Source organism: Stagnihabitans sp. (assembly GCF_964946895.1).
In genome coordinates this window covers 20,417-39,049 of the sequence record NZ_CBBQHX010000018.1, presented here as the reverse complement: position 1 = coordinate 39,049, position 18,633 = coordinate 20,417, and the positions used below count along the sequence as shown (strand labels likewise).

16 protein-coding genes are annotated in these 18,633 nt (G+C 65.0%); 8 read left to right on the top strand and 8 right to left on the bottom strand.

Annotated elements, in window-relative coordinates; genetic code table 11:
• Positions 1 to 48: 48 nt before the first annotated feature.
• The 3 genes from AC1Y2B_RS13115 to AC1Y2B_RS13105 all read right to left on the bottom strand — a co-directional run bounded on the left by AC1Y2B_RS13115 (position 49) and on the right by AC1Y2B_RS13105 (position 3,210).
• Positions 49 to 1,245, bottom strand: a complete 1,197-nt coding sequence (locus tag AC1Y2B_RS13115) for a multidrug effflux MFS transporter (RefSeq protein ID WP_482253545.1) — start codon at positions 1,243 to 1,245, stop codon at positions 49 to 51.
• A complete protein-coding gene (locus AC1Y2B_RS13110; RefSeq protein ID WP_482253585.1) occupies positions 1,238 to 1,888 on the bottom strand; it encodes a DsbA family oxidoreductase in 651 nt (216 codons plus the stop codon). The genes AC1Y2B_RS13115 and AC1Y2B_RS13110 overlap by 8 nt, the downstream gene beginning before the upstream one ends.
• A 95-nt stretch (positions 1,889 to 1,983) precedes the next feature.
• Positions 1,984 to 3,210, bottom strand: coding sequence for an MFS transporter (locus tag AC1Y2B_RS13105; protein ID WP_482253544.1), 1,227 nt, complete (start codon positions 3,208 to 3,210; stop codon positions 1,984 to 1,986).
• 87 nt (positions 3,211 to 3,297) lie between these two features.
• Between AC1Y2B_RS13105 and AC1Y2B_RS13100 the strand changes: the two genes are divergently transcribed.
• Together AC1Y2B_RS13100 and AC1Y2B_RS13095 are read left to right on the top strand one after the other, a co-directional pair.
• Positions 3,298 to 3,939, top strand: coding sequence for a DNA-3-methyladenine glycosylase family protein (locus AC1Y2B_RS13100; RefSeq protein ID WP_482253543.1), 642 nt, complete (start codon positions 3,298 to 3,300; stop codon positions 3,937 to 3,939).
• Positions 3,936 to 4,598: an alpha/beta hydrolase gene (locus AC1Y2B_RS13095; RefSeq protein WP_482253542.1), complete on the top strand. Its 663-nt coding sequence runs from the start codon at positions 3,936 to 3,938 to the stop codon at positions 4,596 to 4,598. The genes AC1Y2B_RS13100 and AC1Y2B_RS13095 overlap by 4 nt, the downstream gene beginning before the upstream one ends.
• 133 nt (positions 4,599 to 4,731) lie before the next feature.
• On the opposite strand, the gene AC1Y2B_RS13090 is transcribed toward AC1Y2B_RS13095, so the two are convergent.
• From AC1Y2B_RS13090 to AC1Y2B_RS13075, 4 genes are all read right to left on the bottom strand, one after another.
• Positions 4,732 to 5,694: a glucokinase gene (locus AC1Y2B_RS13090; protein ID WP_482253541.1), complete on the bottom strand. Its 963-nt coding sequence runs from the start codon at positions 5,692 to 5,694 to the stop codon at positions 4,732 to 4,734.
• A gap of 34 nt (positions 5,695 to 5,728) precedes the next feature.
• Positions 5,729 to 7,075, bottom strand: coding sequence for a GH1 family beta-glucosidase (locus AC1Y2B_RS13085; protein ID WP_482253540.1), 1,347 nt, complete (start codon positions 7,073 to 7,075; stop codon positions 5,729 to 5,731).
• A gap of 12 nt (positions 7,076 to 7,087) precedes the next feature.
• Positions 7,088 to 8,116, bottom strand: coding sequence for a LacI family DNA-binding transcriptional regulator (locus AC1Y2B_RS13080; protein ID WP_482253539.1), 1,029 nt, complete (start codon positions 8,114 to 8,116; stop codon positions 7,088 to 7,090).
• Between the two features lie 176 nt (positions 8,117 to 8,292).
• Positions 8,293 to 9,192 carry a LysR family transcriptional regulator gene (locus AC1Y2B_RS13075; protein WP_482253538.1) on the bottom strand — a complete coding sequence of 300 codons (900 nt, stop codon included), beginning with the start codon at positions 9,190 to 9,192 and terminating at the stop codon, positions 8,293 to 8,295.
• 86 nt (positions 9,193 to 9,278) lie between these two features.
• Between AC1Y2B_RS13075 and AC1Y2B_RS13070 the strand changes: the two genes are divergently transcribed.
• Positions 9,279 to 10,067, top strand: a complete 789-nt coding sequence (locus AC1Y2B_RS13070) for a phytanoyl-CoA dioxygenase family protein (protein WP_482253537.1) — start codon at positions 9,279 to 9,281, stop codon at positions 10,065 to 10,067.
• A 174-nt stretch (positions 10,068 to 10,241) separates the two neighbouring features.
• A complete protein-coding gene (locus AC1Y2B_RS13065) occupies positions 10,242 to 11,231 on the top strand; it encodes an SLAC1 family transporter (RefSeq protein WP_482253536.1) in 990 nt (329 codons plus the stop codon).
• A gap of 80 nt (positions 11,232 to 11,311) precedes the next feature.
• On the opposite strand, the gene AC1Y2B_RS13060 is transcribed toward AC1Y2B_RS13065, so the two are convergent.
• Positions 11,312 to 12,013, bottom strand: coding sequence for a type 1 glutamine amidotransferase (locus tag AC1Y2B_RS13060; RefSeq protein ID WP_482253535.1), 702 nt, complete (start codon positions 12,011 to 12,013; stop codon positions 11,312 to 11,314).
• A 149-nt stretch (positions 12,014 to 12,162) separates the two neighbouring features.
• Here AC1Y2B_RS13060 and guaB point away from each other — a divergent pair, with 149 nt between their 5' ends.
• The 4 genes from guaB to recA all read left to right on the top strand — a co-directional run bounded on the left by guaB (position 12,163) and on the right by recA (position 18,562).
• On the top strand, positions 12,163 to 13,611 hold the full coding sequence (guaB, locus tag AC1Y2B_RS13055) for an IMP dehydrogenase (protein WP_482253534.1): 1,449 nt from the start codon (positions 12,163 to 12,165) through the stop codon (positions 13,609 to 13,611).
• Positions 13,612 to 13,660: 49 nt separating this feature from the next.
• Positions 13,661 to 14,806: an RsmB/NOP family class I SAM-dependent RNA methyltransferase gene (locus AC1Y2B_RS13050; RefSeq protein WP_482253533.1), complete on the top strand. Its 1,146-nt coding sequence runs from the start codon at positions 13,661 to 13,663 to the stop codon at positions 14,804 to 14,806.
• A gap of 121 nt (positions 14,807 to 14,927) precedes the next feature.
• Complete coding sequence (locus tag AC1Y2B_RS13045; RefSeq protein WP_482253532.1) at positions 14,928 to 17,222, top strand: hybrid sensor histidine kinase/response regulator; 2,295 nt, start codon at positions 14,928 to 14,930, stop codon at positions 17,220 to 17,222.
• 242 nt (positions 17,223 to 17,464) lie between these two features.
• Positions 17,465 to 18,562 (top strand): recombinase RecA, encoded by a 1,098-nt coding sequence (gene recA / locus AC1Y2B_RS13040; RefSeq protein WP_482253531.1) that lies wholly within the window; start codon positions 17,465 to 17,467, stop codon positions 18,560 to 18,562.
• Positions 18,563 to 18,633 lie beyond the last annotated feature (71 nt).

Here is an 18,633-nt window from a genome sequence, read left to right as displayed (position 1 = left end):
GAGGGTCTGGGAGGGTGTGAAACCCTCCCAGCCGGGTCCGCCGAGCGCTTAGCCCGGGCGCTTTCGAACCATCCCGATCAACCCCAGCGCCACACCGGAAAACACCAGCACGCCGCTGAGCAGGGGCAGCGGTGTGCCATCGAAGGCCTGACCGACCGGAATGGCCAGCACGACCGAGCCCATCGTGGCAATCGCGGCAATCACCGAGGAGGCGAAACCCGCGATATGGCCCAGATCCTCCATCGCCATCGCGTTCAGGTTGCCAATGGTCAGGCCCATCATGGCAAAGATGCCAATCGCCCAGACCAGAAAGGCCGGAAAGGCCAGCGGCCCCAAAAGGCCAGAGGCCAGCCCCAGCAGCACCAACGCCGTCAGGCCAACCTGCAGGGCATAGGTCGCCACCAGAACCCGCCGCATCCCGACCTGCATCACGATGCGCGCGTTCACGAAAGACCCGCTCATCGCACAAAGGGCGATCCCGGTGAAACAGATCGGGAACCACGCCCCGATGTGAAAATATTGGTCGAAGATGCCTTGGATCGAGGACAGCGTGGCAAAAAGGCAGGCTTGGGTCAGGGTCTGGCACAGGGTCGAGATCAGGGCGACGCGGTGATGCGCCAGTTCCTTGGTCGCTGACCACAGCAGCGACAGATGCAGGGGGCGACGCGACGCCGGGGGCAAAGTCTCGGGCTGGCGCAGGAAGAACAACAGGTTGACCGCGGCCGAAAAGGCCAGAAACACCAAAAACAGGTCGCGCCAGCCGCCGATCCGCAGCACGCCTTGCCCGATCAGGGGGGCCACCGCCGGAACCAGCGTGAAGATCATCATCACGAAAGAGATGATCCGCGCCATGTCGCGCCCCTTGAACAGGTCGCGCACCAAGGCGGTGCCCGCGGCGCGCGGTCCGGCGCCGCCAATACCCTGCAGGACGCGGGCCAGCAGCAGCGTCTCCAGCGAGGGGGCAACAAAGCACAGGCCCGCTGCCAGCGCATAAATCGCCGCACAGCCGATCAGCACGGGTTTGCGCCCCAAGGCATCCGACAGCGGGCCAGAGATCAGCGTGCCCACCCCCATGCCCAGCACAAAGCTGGTCACCACCAGTTGCGCAAGGTTGGGGTCGCCGGGCGACAGTTGCGCGGCAATCATCGGCAATCCCGGCAGCATCGCGTCAATCGACAGCGCGACCGTGGCGAACAGCAACGCCATCAGGCCAACAAACTCGCGCTGCGACAGGGCCTTAGGCATCGGGCGCCTGTGCGGCCAGCCGCGCCAGTTCGTCAATCACCTGACCCCACATTTCCGGCGGTTGCGCGCCAGACAGCACATATTGATTGGCAATCAGGAAGGTGGGCACCGCGTTGACGCCCCTTTGACGCGAATGCGCCTCGCGGCTTTGGATCAGGTCCATGTCGGCGTCCGTGGCCAGCAGGCGCTCTGCCACGGCGCGCTCCATCCCCGCCTCTTTGCCCAGATCGGCCAGCACCGCGACATCGCCGATATCGCGCCCTTCAACCCAATAGGCCCGCATCAGGGCCGAGACCATCGCCGCCTGCCGCCCCTCAAGCCCCGCCCAGTGGATCATCCGGTGGGCGTTCAGGGTGTTCGGGATGCGCTGCGGCACGTCGGGGTCCATCGTCACCCCGGCCTTGGCCGCCATGTCCTTGAAGCGCTGGTGGATCTGGTTGAGCTTGTCGCCGCCGCCAAACCGCGCGGCAAGGTATTCGCGCTTGGGCACGCCTTCGGGCGTCATCTCGGGGTTCAACTGGAAGGGGTGCCACTCGATCTCGAACAGGTGCTCGGGATGCGCCTCCAGCGCGCGCTCCAGATTGGCCTTGCCGAGGTAGCACCACGGGCAGACGGGGTCCGAGAAGATATCCAGCTTGACCATGACAAGACCTTTCAGCATGTGACCCGCCCTCTGTCCTAAAGCGGGCAGGGCGGGTCAAGGGTTAAGTGCGCGGGCGTCTGTGCAACCCGGCACGCTTAGGCTGCGGCTGCGTCTTTGGGGCGCAAGGCCAGCCAGATCAGGGCGCCACCGGCCAGCACAAGGAAGGGCAGCATCGCCATGTTGACCGATTGCCAGCCAGCCTGCGCCGACCCGCCCGAGCAGTTCATCAAGCCGCCCGAAGAGAAGCTGGCCAGCGTCACGCCACCAAACACCAGGAAATCGTTCATCCCCTGCATCCGCCCGCGTTCTTCGACCGTGTGCGAGGCGGACAGCATCGTGGTGGCACCGATGAAACCAAAGTTCCAGCCGATGCCCAGCAGGATCAGCGCGCCGAAGAAATTCTCCAGTTGGACGCCTTGGATGGCCACGATGCCCGCCAAGGCCAGGATCACAAGACCAATCGCCATCACCTTCTCGACCCCAATGCGGGCGATGACATGGCCAGTGAAAAAACTGGGAATGAACATCGCCAGCACATGGCCCGTCACCACATTGGCCGCGTCCGAGGTGTGAAAGCCGCAGCCCACCACCGCCAGCGGGCTGGAGGTCATCACAAGGTTCATCAGCGCGTAAGACACCGTGGCCACGATCACCGCGACCAGAATGCGGGGAGAGCGCAACAGCTCCATCCGGCTGCGCCCACCGGCCACGCCCCGCTGTGCGGCGGGTCTGGGAATGTTGAGGGCGGCAAACAGGAAGACCCCAACCGCGTTCAAGCCAATCACCGTCAGATAGGTGCCCAGAAACGGCACCGCCATGCTTTGCGAGGTCAGCTTGACCAGTTGCGGCCCCACCACGGCAGACAACAGGCCCCCCGCCATGACCCAGGAAATCGCCTTGGGCCGGAAGGCGGGCGAGGCCGTGTCGGCCGCGGCAAAGCGGAAGAAGCCTTGGCTGGATTGGTAGATGCCCGACAGGAAGGCGCCCACCAGAAACAGCGGGAAAGAGGTGATCGACAGCCCGTAAGCCGCCACCCCGCCCCCCAAGGCCCCGCCCACGGTGCCCACCACGAACCCCGCCCGCCGGCCATAGCGCGCCATCAGGGCCGACATCGGGTTGGCCGACAGCATCGAGCCGATCACCATCAGGCTGATCGGCAGCGTCGCAAGACAGGCGTTCGGCGCCAACTGCTTGCCAGCCAGCCCCGCCACGGTAAAGATCATCGGCATCTGGGCGCCAAGAATGGCTTGGGCCGCCACCAGAACCATCACGTTGCGACGGGCCAGACCGTCGTTGCTTTTGCCGTCAAGGGAGTTTTCCATGGGAGACATGCGTAAGGAAGCCCCCCGCACAGGGCAAGGGCGAAACCCCGGGGCCAGGACAGATTTTCAGCGAAAATCCTGCCTGCCATGACCGAGCCCAGCCATGGCCGGATCATCCTTGGCCCCGACTGCGTGGCCGAAGGCGCAGAATGGCTTGCTGTCCATGACCCGGTCATGCAGCAAATCCTGTCGCAAACCGGCCCCCTGCCGCTGCGCCGTTCTGCTGACGGCTATGCAGCGCTGCTGGATGCCATCGTCGGCCAGCAAGTCTCGACCGCCTCGGCCCGCGCCATCTGGGCGCGGCTGGAGGCGGCTGGGTTGACCGATCCCGACCTCGTGGCGGCAACGTCCGAAGAGGCGCTGCGTGCCTTGGGCCTGTCGCGCCAGAAGGCGCGCTATGCAAGGGCGCTGGCCGAGGCGCGGATCGACTATGCCGCCCTGCGGCTGGCGCCTGACCCGCATGTGCTGGCCACCCTGACGGCGGTGACCGGCATTGGCCGCTGGACAGCGGAAATCTACGCCATGTTCGCCCTTGGCCGGGCCGATGTCTTCGCCAGCGGCGATCTTGCCCTGCAAGAGGCGGCGCGGCTGGCGTATGACCTGCCCGAACGCCCCTCGGCCAAGGCGCTGGCGCAGATGGCCGAACGCTGGAGCCCGTGGCGCGCCGTTGCAGCCCGCGCCCTTTGGTCTTACCACCGCGTGGCAAAATCGCGCGAGGGTATCAGGTGAGCAGACTTCTTCGATTCGGCCGCAAACCGGCCCTGAACGGTCAGGCCAAAAGCCTGGTGATCTTCCTGCACGGCTATGGCGCGGATGGTGCGGACCTGCTGGGTCTGGCCGATGTGCTGGGCCCGCATCTGCCCGACGCCGCCTTCGTCGCCCCCGACGCCGCCGAACGCATCCCCGGCGCGCCCTTCGGGCTGCAATGGTTCGCCATTCCGCGCTTTGACGGCGCATCGCCGGCCGAGTCCGAGGCCGGCTTGCAGCGTTCGACCGAGGATCTGAACGATTTCATCGACCAGCGCCTGAAATATGAAAAGCTGGACCCTGCGGCGCTGACGTTGATCGGCTTTTCGCAAGGTGCCATGATGGCCCTGCAGGTCGCGCCGCGCCGCGCCGACAAGATCGCCTCGGTCATCGCCATCTCTGGCCAGCTTTTGCACGCCGACCGGCTGCAGGCGGAAGCGGTGGCGAAACCGCCGGTGCTGGTGATCCACGGCGACGAGGATCAGGTGGTCGATTTCAGCGAAATGACCGCGGCCTGCAATGCCTTGGTCGGTGCCGGGTTTGAAACCTATGGCCATGTCATGGAAGGCTCGGGCCACGGCATTGCGCAGGATGGGCTGGTCAAGACCTTGGCCTTCCTGAAGAAGACCTTGCCGCGTTAGTCTGCTTCATCAACGGCCGGAGGGGTTTCACACCCCTCCGGACCTCCCCGTGGGATATTTCTCCTGGATGAAGGGGCAAGAGCGCCCTGGCCCTTCATCCTGGTCCAAATATCCCCGCCGGAGGCCCTGCCAGTCAGCCTTGCCCGCCGTTGGCCAGATAGGCCGCACAGCCGGTCAGGGCAGCGTAGTCATCTTCCACCACCCAGACCGGGAAGCTGGTCAGGAAGTCGTGGAAGCGGCCCTTGTCGGTGAGCGAGGCGGCCAGACCCAGATCCGCCATGTAGGGCGTCAGGGCACGCGCCATGCCGCCGATCAGGAAGATGCCGCCATAGGGCAGGTGGGTCAGCGCCAGATTGCCGAGGGTCGAGCCAAGGATATGGATGTAAAGCCGGGCCGTCTCGATCGCCCGCACTTCGCCGGCGGTCAGGGCGGCGATGATCTCGGCCGAGCTGCGATGGCCCGGCGCGCCGGCTTCTAAGGCCACGAAGGCGTCGATATGTTCAATGCCGCGACCGGCCAGCGCATCCTCGACCCCGGCAAAGCCATGGGCATGGTCGCCGTAGCCTTCGATGAACTGCGCCAGCGCCAGATCGCGGGCATCGCGGATCGGCATCGAGGTGTGGCCGCATTCCGACGGCGGCACCACGCGGCCCCAGGGTGTGTTGTGGACCGGGGCGGCATTGACCCCGGTGCCTAGACCCACGACCAGCATGGAGGAGTTGGGCACGGCAGACCCTTGCACCACCGGGCGCAGGTATTCCGGTGCGATATGGCCAAGGGCCTGACCCTGCGCCTGCAAATCGTTCAGGATGGCGACCTTGGTCGCACCCGTGGCCCGCGTCAGCTGGGCGTGGTCGATGATCCAGGACAGGTTGGTCATCTCGGCCACGCCATTCTTGACTGGGCCGGCGGCGGCGACACAGGCGCCCTCGACCGAGGCAATTCCCGCCTCTTTCAGATAGCGCACCAGAATGGGTTCCAGGCTGTCGTACTCGGCATTCGAGAACTTGGCGATCGAGTTCGGGCGCACCACCTTGCCGTCGGCCAGAGCCACGCGGGTGTTGGTGCCGCCGATGTCGGCGAGAATGGCGGTCATGGTGTCACCTCGGTCTTTGTGCGCTGTCGCGCGGTCAATCGTTGCGCGCCAATGCGCGGGCCAACGCGTGGTAAGACGATTTCGGCGTGCGGGCCTGGCTTTTGAAGTCCACATGCACGAGGCCGAAGCGCTTGTCATAGCCCTCGGCCCATTCGTAATTGTCCAGAAGGGACCAATAGAAGAAGCCCTTCACATTGGCCCCCTTGGCGATGGCGCTTTTGGTCGCGGCGAGGTGGGAGAAAAGATAATCCTCGCGAATCCGGTCGTTTACGACGCCATCTTCCACCAGATCCGCATTGGCCATGCCGTTTTCCGTGACATAGATCGGCAGGTTCCCGACATAATCGCGGCTCATGCGGACGAGGAAGCTTTCCAGACCCGCCGGATAGATCTCCCAGCCCATCTGGGTCTTGGGCAACTTGCCCGGCACATTGCGCACCGAGGGCCAGGGCGTGCCCGGCGCATGGGCCACCGAATTGCGGGTGTAGTAATTCACCCCCAGCCAATCAAGGCGCTGGCCGATCAGGTCCATGTCCTTCTCCCAGCCCTGCGGCAGGTGTGAGGACAGGCCTGCAAGTACCGCGTCCGGATAGGTTTTCTGCGTGATGGCTTGGATGAACCAGCGGTTGAAGATGCCATCCCAGCGGTCCGCTGCCGCGACATCCTCGGGGGCGGTCGAGGCCGGATCGGTGTGATCGAAGTTCAAGACGATGCCAAGGTTCTTCTGCCCCATGCCACGCAACCGCTCCACCGCGGCGCCGTGCGCCAGCAGGACGTGATGCATGGCGCGCGCGGCGGCGCGGATGTCGCGGTGGCCGGGGGCGTGGATGCCCATGAAGTGGGAAAGCCAGGCCACGCACCACGGCTCGTTGATCGTGGCGATGGCTGCCACGCGGTCGCCGATTCGGCGGGTGATGATTTCTGCGAAGTCGGCGAAGCGCGATGCCACGTCGCGGTTGGTCCAGCCGCCGATGTCAGCCAGCGCCGAGGGCAGTTCCCAGTGGTACAGGGTCTGATACGGCTTCAACCCCCGCGCCAACATGCCATCGACCAGCTTGTCATAGAAATCAAGGCCTTGCGGATTGACGTTCACACCATCCGGCATCACCCGCGCCCAAGAGGTGGAAAAACGATAGGCGTCCATATGGGCCGCTTGCAGCAGGTCAAGGTCGGCGGGCCAGCGGTGGTAATGGTCGCAGGCGATAGCGCCATCCTCGGCCCGCACCACGTTGCCGGGGGTGGCGGCGAAGGTGTCCCAGTGGCAAGGGCCGGCACCGCCAAAGCTTGCGCCTTCGATCTGATAGGCGGCGGTGGCGGCACCGAACAGGAAGCCTTCCGGAAAATCGAAGCGGCTCAGTTTGTCATGCGAAATCGGGGACATCTGCGGCTTTCCTTAAACGGCGGGCGCGGGGCCGGTGGACTGGCCAAGGATCAGTTCCGCCTCCAGCAGGCGGTGCTGCGCCACGCTGTCGGGCTGATTGATCACCGCCAGCAGCATTTCGGCCGCCAGTTTGCCAGCCTCTTTCACCGACGACCGCGTGGCGGTGAAGATCGGCACATCGTCGCCATTGCGCAGATAGCTCAGATCGTCGTCGAAGATGATGACAGAGACATCGCGCCCCATTTTCAGCCCGCGCCCCTCGATCGAGCGGCGCACGCCCATGCCCTGCAGCATTGACGCACACAGGAACGCGGTGGCCGGCTCTGGCTGCGACAGGGCGGCTTCGGCGGCGCGCCAGCCATTGACCTCGGTCATCTCGGTCGAGGTCATCATCCGCGTCAAAGGCTCCAGCCCGCGGGCGTGCATGGCGTCGGTGTGGCCAATCCGGCGGCGCACGGCGAAGTCCATCGTCTCAAGCCCGTTCACCAACGCGATGCGGCGGTGGCCAAGGTCCAGAAGGAATTCGGTCGCCCGCTGAAAGGCGCGGCGGTTGTTCACATCGACCCAGTTGTAATCCAGATCCGACCCGGTCGAGCGGCCATGCACCACGAAGGGCAGTTCCATGTCCTTCAGGGCACGGATGCGCGGGTCGTTGGTCTTGGGCGCGTGCACGATCACGCCATCGACCGTGCCGCGCGACACCAGATCGCGGTAGGTGGTTTCCTCAAGCTCATCGGGCACGACCGACAGGATCATCTCATAGCCGTTGCGCGAATAGACCTCACCCGAGCCTGCCATGAAATCCCCGAAGATCGGGTTCATGATTTCGTTATGGGTGACGACCGGGATCACATGGCCCACCGCCAGCGCGCGGCCCGTGGCCAGACGGATGGCGCGGGCATTGGGGCGATAGTTGTGGCGCCGCGCGGCCGAAACGACCCGTTCCCGCGTGGCCTCGTTCACCTCGGGGTAGCCGTTCAGCGCGCGGCTGACGGTCGTGGGAGAGAGCCCCAGCTTGGCAGCAAGTTCCTTGAGGTTCATCGCGCGTGGCTCATCTTGCCAAAACGGTTTTCACACCGGGTTGTCACAGGTTAGCCCGAAAACCGGGCGGTTCAAAGCAGAGTGTGCTTTCCGTAAACGATTTAGATTGGCTTTGGTAGCATTTTCTTTAGGCAGAAGCCGGTTCTAAAGCGCTTTGAGGGCAGGCGCATGGCCTGTCAAAGCGCTTTGGGTTCGGGGAAAGCCATCGGTGTCATAAGCTGGGTCAGGAATCGGGTGATTTCGGCTACACCCTCGGGCGCAGGGGCGGCACCGGGGCGTGCCAGCACGACCGGCTCGGTTCCGGCGTCGATCACCCGGCGCAGGATCAGGCGCTTGCCATCATGGCTGATGCGCGGGGCGGGCTGGGTATAGGACAGGCCGATACCCAGACCATTGGCGGCAAACGAGCGCATCAGGTCCAGCGTGGCGCAGCGGTGGGCGATGTGGCAGGCGACACCGGCCCTCTGGAACAGCACCTGAAGGTGGGCGATGGACAGGTCCTGATCGGTCAGAACCAATGGCTGACCGTCCAGATCGGCCAGGCTCAGGTCGGGCTTGCCAGCCAGCGGATGACCCGCAGCCAAGACCGCATGCGGGCCGATGCGGGCCAGGTCATGCAGCGAAAGACCGGCCGGAAGCCCAAGCCCCCAGCTGACCGCCGCATCGACCGTTCCGGTCCTCAGCGCCTCGGCCAAGGCGACAAAACCCAGCGGGCGGGCTTGCAGGTTGATCGCGGTCTGTGCCGCATGGGCCAGAAGCGGCGCCAGCAGGGCCGGGGCCAGATCCTCGAACACCGCCAGCCGCAGGGGGGCGCGGCGCGGCCCGGTCATCAGGGCCGACAGGCCCGCAAGCTGCGCCTCGGCCTCGGCCAACCAGTCGGCGCCAAAGCCGGTGGGGATCATGGGGCCGCCGGGGCGGCGCAGAAACAGCGGCTGGCCCAAGAGCTGCTCCAGTCCCGCCAGCGCCACCGACAACGCGGGCTGGCTGACATGCAGCGCCTCGGCGGCGGCGGTCAGGCCGCCCTGGCGGCCGATGGCCACGGCATATTCCAGTTGGCGCAGGGTCAGGGATAGCACGGGGTTATGACCACCTTTGAAAGGTATTATTGGAATGGATGATTAAGCCATGGCAGAACCCCGGTCCAGCGGAACAGGAGGCGAATATGGTCGAAGTCACCGAACAGATGGTTGCGGATTTCCAGCGCGATGGCGTCGTGCTGATCAAGGGCCTGTGGAAGGACTGGGTGCCCCAGATCACCGCAGGCATCGAACGCAACATGGCCGCGCCCGGCCCCTATGCCTCGGAAAACCTGAAACCCGGCGAACCCGGCCGCTTCTTTGACGACTATTGCAACTGGGAGCGGATTCCCGAATTCCGCGAGGTGATCTTCAAGTCCGAGGTGGGCGAGGTCGCCTCCAAGCTGATGCGCAGCCCCCGTGTGCAGATGTTCCACGACCATGTGCTGGTCAAGGAGCCCGGCACCTCCAAGCCCACCCCATGGCATCAGGACGGACCCTATTACTTCGTGGCCGGCCGCCAGACCGTCAGCTTCTGGTCTCCGGTGGATCCGGTCAAAGAGGCATCGTTGCGCTGCGTCGCAGGGTCGCATCGGTGGCCGAAGGAAGTGCTGCCCAAGCGCTGGCTGGCCGATACCTCGTTCTATCCGGACCCGACCAGATACATGCCGGTGCCCGACCCGGATGCCGAAGGCATGACGGTGCTGGAATGGCAGATGGAGCCGGGCGATGCGGTGGCCTTCGACTACCTGACCCTGCACGGCGCGCGCGGCAACGCGGCCGGCACGCGGCGGCGCGCTTTCAGCCTGCGGCTTGTGGGCGAGGATGCCCGCTATGTCGAGCGCCCGGGCCGCACCTCGCCGCCCTATCCGGGGCATGAGATGGTGGCGGGCCAGCGTCTGCGCGAGGATTGGTTTCCACTGCTGCGCGCGTGACATCCGGCGCAGCGGGGGGCACACCCCCGCACCCAAGCCATAGAAGCGGGGGTTTCACACCCCCGCACCCCCGTGGGATATTTGCGCAAGTATGAAAGGCGGGCAGGGGCTGCGGCGCGCGGAGCGGTGGACCTTGCAGCGTTCTGGGGGCATGAAGGGGCAAAGGAGCCTCTGATGCCAAAAGACAAGCGCCCGCCCCGTTTTCCGCCGCCGCAGTTCCCACAGCGCAAGGCCAAGCTGTTCGCCACCACGCCGCCGGCGTTGTTTCCGGTGCTGCTGGGGCTGTTTGGGTTGGGACTGGCGTTGCGCCAGGCGGCAAGTGTGACGGGCCTGCCGGGGGCGCCGGTCGAGGCCTGTCTGGGCGCTGTGCTGGGCCTGTGGGTGTTTGCCGTCGTGGCGCTGAAGGTCAAGGTGATCCGCCGCTTCGGCGTGCTGGTCGAGGATATGCGCCCCCTGCCGGGCCGTGCGGGCCTTGCCGCCGCCTCGATGAGCGGGATGGCCGCGGGCGGGGTTCTGCTGCCCTATGCACCGGGGCTGGCGTTGGGTCTGACGCTGGCCTCGCTTTTCGCCCATGCCGTGATGGCCGCGGTCCTGATCAACGTCCTGTCGCGAGAGCCTGAGGGCAGATCGGTCAACCCGACCTGGCACCTCAGCTACGTGGGCTTCATCGTGGCGGCGCCGGTCCTGGTGCCACTGGGTTGGCCCGGTCTGGCAAGGGTGATCTTTGCGCTGACCTTTTTGGCGGCGGTGGCGATCTGGGGGATGTCGCTGGTGCAGCTGTCCCGGCGCAGTCCGCCTGCCCCCTTGCGCCCGATGCTGGCCATTCACCTGTCTGCGGCAGGGCTTTTGTCGACCACAGCCGCGCTGATCGGTCAGGATCAACTGGCGCTGGGTCTGGCCTTGCTGACCGGCCTGATCCTTGCCGCCCTCCTGCTCAGTGCCCGCTGGTTGCTGGCCGCAGGTTTCACGCCGATCTGGGGCGCCCTGACGTTCCCGCTCGCCGGCGCTGCCATGGCCTTCCTGACGCTGGGTGGTCCTGTGCTGACGCTTGGCCTGTTTCTGACCTTGACGGGCCTTGCCATCATTCCCGCCATCGCCTGGCAGGTTCTCAAGCTCTGGCCCGGGGGCCGTCTTGCCGCCAGGACCAACGCGGCGGAAGCCTGATTTCATCCAGGTTCAAATATCCAAAAAAACGGAGACAAGCAGGCCTTGGCCTGCGCAGGCGACCTCAAGGTCTTGCGGCGTCAGCCGCGCCGCTGGATTTGCCGGGTCCAGGCCCGTGCGAGGGCGAGCCCGTGGATGTCGGCCGCAGCGCCATGGCTTTGCTCCCACTCGGGCAGGGACGAGCGCCAGCCGGGTGCGATCCGCTCGATCAGGTCGGGAAAGGTCCGGGCAAAATCCCGGGCCACCGCGCGCGAGGCCTCAAAGTGGAACTGCATGCCATAGCCCGCCCGGCCATGGCGATAGCATTGCACCGCCGCCACCGCCGAGCCTGCCAGATGCACCGCGCCGGGCGGCAGGGTGAAGGTGTCAGAATGCCACTCGAAGATCGGGAACCGCTCGGGCAGGGCGGCCAGCACCGGGTCTTCCGCCTCCAGCCGCGTGACCTCGCACCAGCCAAATTCCCGGGCCGTGCCGATGTGGTTGGTGGCCCCAAGGCCGCGCGCCATCACCTGCGCGCCAAGGCAAATGCCCAGAACCGCCGTGCCCGCTGCGGACGCTTCGGCCATCAGCGCACCCAGTCGGGGCAGATAGGGGTGGGTGTGGTCATCCAGCGCCGACTGCTCGCCGCCAAAGGACACCAGCGCGTCAAAACTGCCGGCCTCGGGCAGGACGCCGTCCTTCCACGGGCGGTAGAGGTCGATCAGTGCTCCCACTTCATGCAGCGCAACGCCGACCTGACCGTGGTGGGTGATCTTGGTATTTTCAACAATCGCCACCCGCATCTGCCGCCCCTTTGCCCGTTTTGCGCACCTTGCCCAAGGCCGCGCCCTGCGCAAGCCTTTTTCCGCCCGATAGCCCTTGCCAATCCCACCGCGAAGTGAAAAGGCAAGCCGTCAAACGAACACTCCCGCCCAACCCAATGGAGGCTCTTATGGAGATTCGCGAGGCATTGACCTTCGATGACGTGCTACTGGTTCCGGCGGCAAGCTCTGTCCTGCCGTCTGATGCGGATACGTCGACATTTGTCACCAAATCCATCCGCATGAACATCCCGCTGTTGTCCTCGGCGATGGACACGGTGACCGAGGCGCGCATGGCCATCGCCATGGCGCAGTCGGGCGGGATCGGGGTGATCCACCGCAATCTGGACCTTGTGGCGCAGGCGCGCGAAGTCAGCCGGGTCAAGCGGTTTGAATCCGGCGTGGTCTATGCGCCGATCACCCTGCGGGCCGATCAGACGCTGGCCGATGCCAAGGCCCTGATGGACCGCTACAACATCACCGGCTTTCCGGTGGTGGATGGCGACAACCGCGTGGTGGGCATCGTCACCAACCGTGACATGCGCTTTGCCACCGATGACAAGACACCGGTCTCGGTCATGATGACCCGCGACAACCTTGCCATGCTGCGCGAGCCGATCGACCGCGCCGCAGCCATCGGCCTGATGAAGCAACGCCGGATCGAAAAGCTGCTGGTGACCGACGGCGCAGGCCATCTGACCGGGCTTCTGACGCTGAAAGATACCGAGCAATCGGTCCTGAACCCCCATGCCTGCAAAGACGCCATGGGCCGTCTGCGCGTCGCTGCCGCCTCTACCGTGGGCGATGCCGGGTTTGAACGCAGCCAGGCCCTGATCGAGGCGGGCGTGGATATGGTGGTGATCGACACCGCGCATGGCCACTCCGAAGGCGTGGCCCGCGCGGTTGAGCGGATCAAGCGCCTGTCCAACACCGTGCAAGTGGTGGCTGGCAACGTCGCCACGGCCGAGGCGACCCGCGCCCTGATCGGCGCCGGTGCCGATGCGGTCAAGGTCGGCATCGGTCCCGGCTCGATCTGCACCACGCGGATCGTGGCGGGTGTGGGTGTTCCGCAACTGACCGCCATCATGGATTCCGCCGGGGCTGCTGGCGACATTCCCGTGATTGCGGATGGCGGCATCAAGTACTCCGGCGATTTCGCCAAGGCGATTGCGGCGGGTGCCTCTTGCGCCATGGTGGGGTCTGCCATTGCCGGCACCGATGAAAGCCCCGGCGAGGTGATCCTGTGGCAGGGTCGCAGCTTCAAGGCCTATCGCGGCATGGGCTCGCTTGGCGCGATGGCACGCGGGTCTGCCGACCGCTATTTCCAGAAGGACGCAGCCTCTGACAAGCTGGTTCCCGAAGGCATCGAGGGGCAGGTGCCCTACAAGGGCTCTGCCGCCGCCGTGATCCACCAGATGGTGGGCGGTTTGCGCGCCGCCATGGGCTATACCGGCAACGGCACGATTGCGGCGATGCAGAAGAACTGCCAGTTCGTCAAGATCACCGGCGCGGGTCTGAAGGAAAGCCACGTCCACGACGTGCAGATCACGCGCGAAAGCCCGAACTACCGCGTCGGCTGACCGAAATGGCGAAGGCTGGCGCCGTGTATTTCACTCAAGGACCTCATCCATGACCCCTGCCGCCCGCGTGGCCGCCGCCATCGAGGTCCTTGACCTGATCCTGTCCGGCAGCAATGCCGAAGTCGCCCTGACCAACTGGGGCCGCGCCAACCGCTACGCCGGATCGGGCGACCGCGGTGCGATCCGCGACCATGTCTTTGCGGCGCTGCGGTGCCGCGCGTCCTTTGGCGCGCTTGGCGGAGGCCTGACGGGCCGGGGTCTGATGCTGGGCGCCATTCGTGCATCAGATCAAGAGGTTGCGGCGATCTTCTCAGGTCAGGGCCACGCTCCGCCGCCGGTCCACAATGAACCCGGCAGCCCCCCGCAAGGCTATGCGGCGCTCGATTGCCCGGCGTGGCTGGGGCCGAGGCTGGAGGCGTCCCTGGGGGCTGATTTCGCCCCGGTCATGCAGGCGCTGCAAGCCCGCGCGCCGGTCTATCTGCGCGTCAACACCGCCAAGGCCAAGCGCGAGGCGGCACAGGCGGCGCTTTTGGCCGAAACCATTACCACGGTTCCGGTACCTTGGGTGAACACCGCGCTGGAAGTCACGGAAAACGCGCGTAAAATCCAGACATCGCAGGCTTATCTGACCGGGTTGGTGGAACTGCAGGACGCCTCTTCCCAAGCGGTGGTCGCCAGCCTGTATCTGACCCCCAACGCCAAGGTGCTGGACTATTGCGCCGGCGGGGGTGGCAAGACGCTCGCCTTGGCGGCACGCGGCGCCAAGGTCTGGGCGCATGACGCCTATCCCGCCCGCATGGCGGATCTGCCCGACCGTGCGACCCGCGCTGGCCTGCGGATCATGATTACCCAAACGCCTGAGGAAACAAAGCCTTACGACGTGATCCTTACGGATGTGCCTTGCTCGGGCTCGGGCTCTTGGCGGCGGGATCCGGCGGGGAAATGGGCGCTGACCCCGGCGCGGCTGACTGAACTGACCCAGATTCAGGCACAAATTCTGGACGACGTGGTGACCATGGTCCGCCACGGCGGCACACTGGCCTATGCCACCTGCTCGCTGCTCATGGACGAGAACGAGGCGCAGATCGCCGCCTTCCAGACCCGCCACCCCGGCTGGACCCTGAAGACGCAGCGCCGATTCTCGCCGCTGAACGGGGGCGACGGCTTCTTTCTGGCCACCCTGACGCGCGGTTAATCGCGCATCCGCAACTGAAAGTTGTTTTTAGGCAGAATCTCGGCCACGATCCGGCGCGGGTTAAGGTGAGCTTAACACTTCTGCGTCGCTATGGAGCGGACGACGAATCCGGAGGGTTGTGGTGAGCGTTTCCAGGGCTGGCGTAAACAGCGTGTTCGACCGGCGGCAAAAGCTGTCGTCGGTGCTGTTGTTGTTGGCCGCGGCGGTGGCCTCGGCTGTGGCCGCGGTGCTGGCCCCGCAGGCCTTGGCGCGCGCCGGGGCCACGATTGCGGCGCTGACCTTTGTGTTCATGATCTTCGGCCTGAGACTGCGCCAACGCATCGGCCGCCGGGCAGAGGCGCAGCGCCGTCTTCACCTGACGACACTGGTGGGCCAGGACGCCACGCCCTGCTTCATGACCGACCGTCTGGGTCAGATCCAGTATCAGAACACCAGCGCCGAAACCCGCTTTCAGGCGCAGACCGGGGCCACACTGGTCTCGGCCCTGGCGCAGCATTTCGCCTCACCCTCCTCGGTGCTGTACCGGCTGCAGAACCGGGCTGGCCATGCCGGGGCAGGGCGCGAAGATGTGGTGACCCGACGCGGACACACCCGCCTGTCGGTTCACAAGATCAGCGACGAGAATTTTCTGTGGCGGCTTGAAGAGTTTCAGGACCGGGGCAGCAATGCGCGCGGTGCCGATGCCCTCTCCCTGCCGATGCTGACCGCCAACAAGGCCGGTGTCGTGCTTTACACCAACGAGGCGATGCGGCGGCTGCTGGGCGGGCGTCCCAAGCGGCTGGACCGTGTCTTTGCCAACCCGCTCCTCCATTCCGGCGAAGAGGTCGAGGTGTCGGGCGTCGACGGCCCGGTGCGCGCCATCCTGGCCGAGGTGGAAGGCCCCGGCGAACGGCGCGAGATCTACTTGCTGCCGGTGCCCCAGGGCGCCCCGGTGCCCTCGGCCATGGCCGATTTCGAGAATGTTCCGGTCCCCTTGGCCAAATTCACCCCAGAGGGCCAGTTGGTCATCGCCAATGCCGCCGCCCGCACGATCCTGCATCTGGGCACAGAGGTGGGGCCGATGTTCCACGACCTGTTCGAAGGCCTCGGTCGTCCGGTCTCGGATTGGTTGGACGATATCGTCAGCGAACGCAGCCCCTCGCGTGCCGAAATGTTGCGCGCCAGGCTGGTGGAGGGCGAGGTGTTTCTGCAAGTCACCCTGCGCCGCATCGTCGAACAGGGCAGGCCCGGGGTTCTGGCCGTTCTGCAGGATGCCACCGCGCTGAAGACGCTGGAAGCGCAGTTTGTCCAAAGCCAGAAGATGCAGGCGATCGGCCAGCTGGCGGGCGGCGTGGCGCACGATTTCAACAACCTGCTGACGGCCATTGCCGGCCACTGTGATCTTCTGCTGCTGCGTCATGAGCGCGAGGACCCGGACTATGCCGATCTTGTGCAGATCCACCAGAACGCCAACCGGGCCGCGGCGCTGGTCAGCCAACTTCTGGCCTTCTCGCGCAAGCAGACGTTGAAGCCGGAACGGCTTGACCTTGAGGATGTGCTGTCTGATCTGGCCCATCTTTTGAACCGGCTGGTCGGCGAAAAGGTCCGGATGCAGCTGAACCACGCGCAAGGCCTTGGCCCGATCCGCGCCGACAAGCGACAGCTGGAACAGGTACTGATGAACCTGGTGGTCAACGCCCGCGACGCCATGCCCAGCGGCGGCACCATCAGGATCGAGACCGAAGCCCTGACCTTGCCCGAACCGATGACCCGCGACCGCGCCACGGTACCCGCCGGCGATTATGCCGTGATCCGGGTCTCGGACACGGGCGTCGGCATCCCGACAGACCGGTTGCAGAAGATTTTCGAGCCGTTCTTCACCACCAAGAAGGTGGGTGAGGGCACCGGCCTTGGCCTGTCCACCGCCTACGGCATCGTCAAGCAATCGGGCGGCTTCATCTTTGTGGATTCGACCTTTGGCCAGGGCACGGTGTTTCAGCTCTACTTCCCGATCCACATCGGCCCCGCCGAGATTGCCGAAGAGGTGGTGAAGAAAGTGGTCCTCAAACAGGGCGAAGGCGTGGTTCTGTTGGTCGAGGACGAGGCTCCGGTGCGCGCCTTCGCCAGCCGCGCCCTGCGGATGCGCGGCTACACGGTGCTGGAGGCTGAAAACGCCGAAGAGGCGCTCAAGGCGCTGGAGGACCCCTCGCTGTCGGTCGATATCTTCGTGACCGATGTGGTGATGCCCGGCATGGACGGCCCGTCCTGGGTCAAGCTGGCCCTGGAGGATCGGCCCAACGTCAAGGTGATCTTCGTCTCTGGCTATGCCGAGGATTCGCTGTCGGAAACCCAGGCGCGGATCCCCAATTCGGTGTTCCTGCCCAAACCCTTCTCGCTGGGCGATCTGACGGCGATGGTGCAGGGCCAGCTGCAGTAAGCGGGTCGGGCCAAGGGGGGCGTCGGATTTATCCGCGCCCCCCCTTGGCCATTTTGCAAGGAAATCTGGCTGTCCCGCCGCATTCCCGATCCGCCTCAACCTTTCATTAATCATTCCGCGCCAAGATGAGGTCAGACGAATTCGATTGAAATGTTCTTGTTTTGATCGCATAAAGCGGAAACAAAGCGGGAACAACTCCAGCGATTGCCGCAGGGACGCGGCTGTGAAATAAGGGGAAGACGATGACTGTGGCAAACCTCTTCGAACTGGACGGAAAGCGCGGAATGGACAAGAAAGACGCTGAAAAGGCGGCTGAAAAATCGAAGGCGCTGGAATCGGCGCTCGCGCAGATCGAGCGGCAGTTCGGCAAGGGCTCGATCATGAAGCTCGGCTCCAACAACGCCGTGATGGATGTCGAGGCGATTTCGACCGGCTCGCTCGGGCTGGACATCGCTTTGGGCATCGGCGGCCTGCCCAAGGGCCGCATCATTGAAATTTACGGGCCGGAAAGCTCCGGCAAGACCACGCTGACCCTGCATGTCGTGGCCGAGGCGCAAAAGGGCGGCGGCGTCTGCGCCTTCGTCGATGCCGAACACGCGCTCGACCCGCAATATGCCAAGAAACTGGGCGTCAATCTGGATGAACTGCTGATCAGCCAGCCCGACACCGGCGAACAGGCGCTGGAGATTGTCGATACCTTGGTCCGCTCGGGCGCTGTCACCACCATCGTGGTCGACTCGGTCGCGGCCCTGGTGCCGAAATCGGAAATCGAAGGCGACATGGGCGACATGCAGATGGGCTCTCAAGCGCGCCTGATGAGCCAGGCGATGCGCAAGCTGACCGCCTCGATCGGGCGTTCCAACTGCATGGTGATCTTCATCAACAAGATCATCATGAAGATCGGCGTCATGTTCGGCAGCCCCGAAACCACCACCGGCGGCAATGCGCTGAAGTTCTATGCTTCGGTCCGGCTGGACATCCGCCGCACCGGATCGATCAAGGATCGTGACACCGTGATCGGCAACTCAACCCGGGTGAAGGTCGTCAAGAACAAGGTCTCGCCGCCGTTCAAGGAAGTCGAGTTCGACATCATGTTCGGTGAGGGCATCTCGAAGGTCGGTGAAATCGTCGACTTGGGCGTGAAATGTGGCGTCGTGGAAAAGTCGGGCAGCTGGTATTCCTACAAGGATGAACGCATCGGGCAGGGCCGGGAAAACGCCAAGGTCTTCCTGCGCGCCAACCCCGCCATCGCGGCCGATATCGAGGAAAAGATCCGCTCGGCCTCAGGCCTCGACTTCTCGATGTCGGCGGCAGAACGGGAAGCGGTGGTGGACGAGTAAGTCCTTTACCGTACAGTCAAAAACCAACAAAGCGGGCCGCCTTTCAGGGGCGGCCCGCTTTGCATTCATAA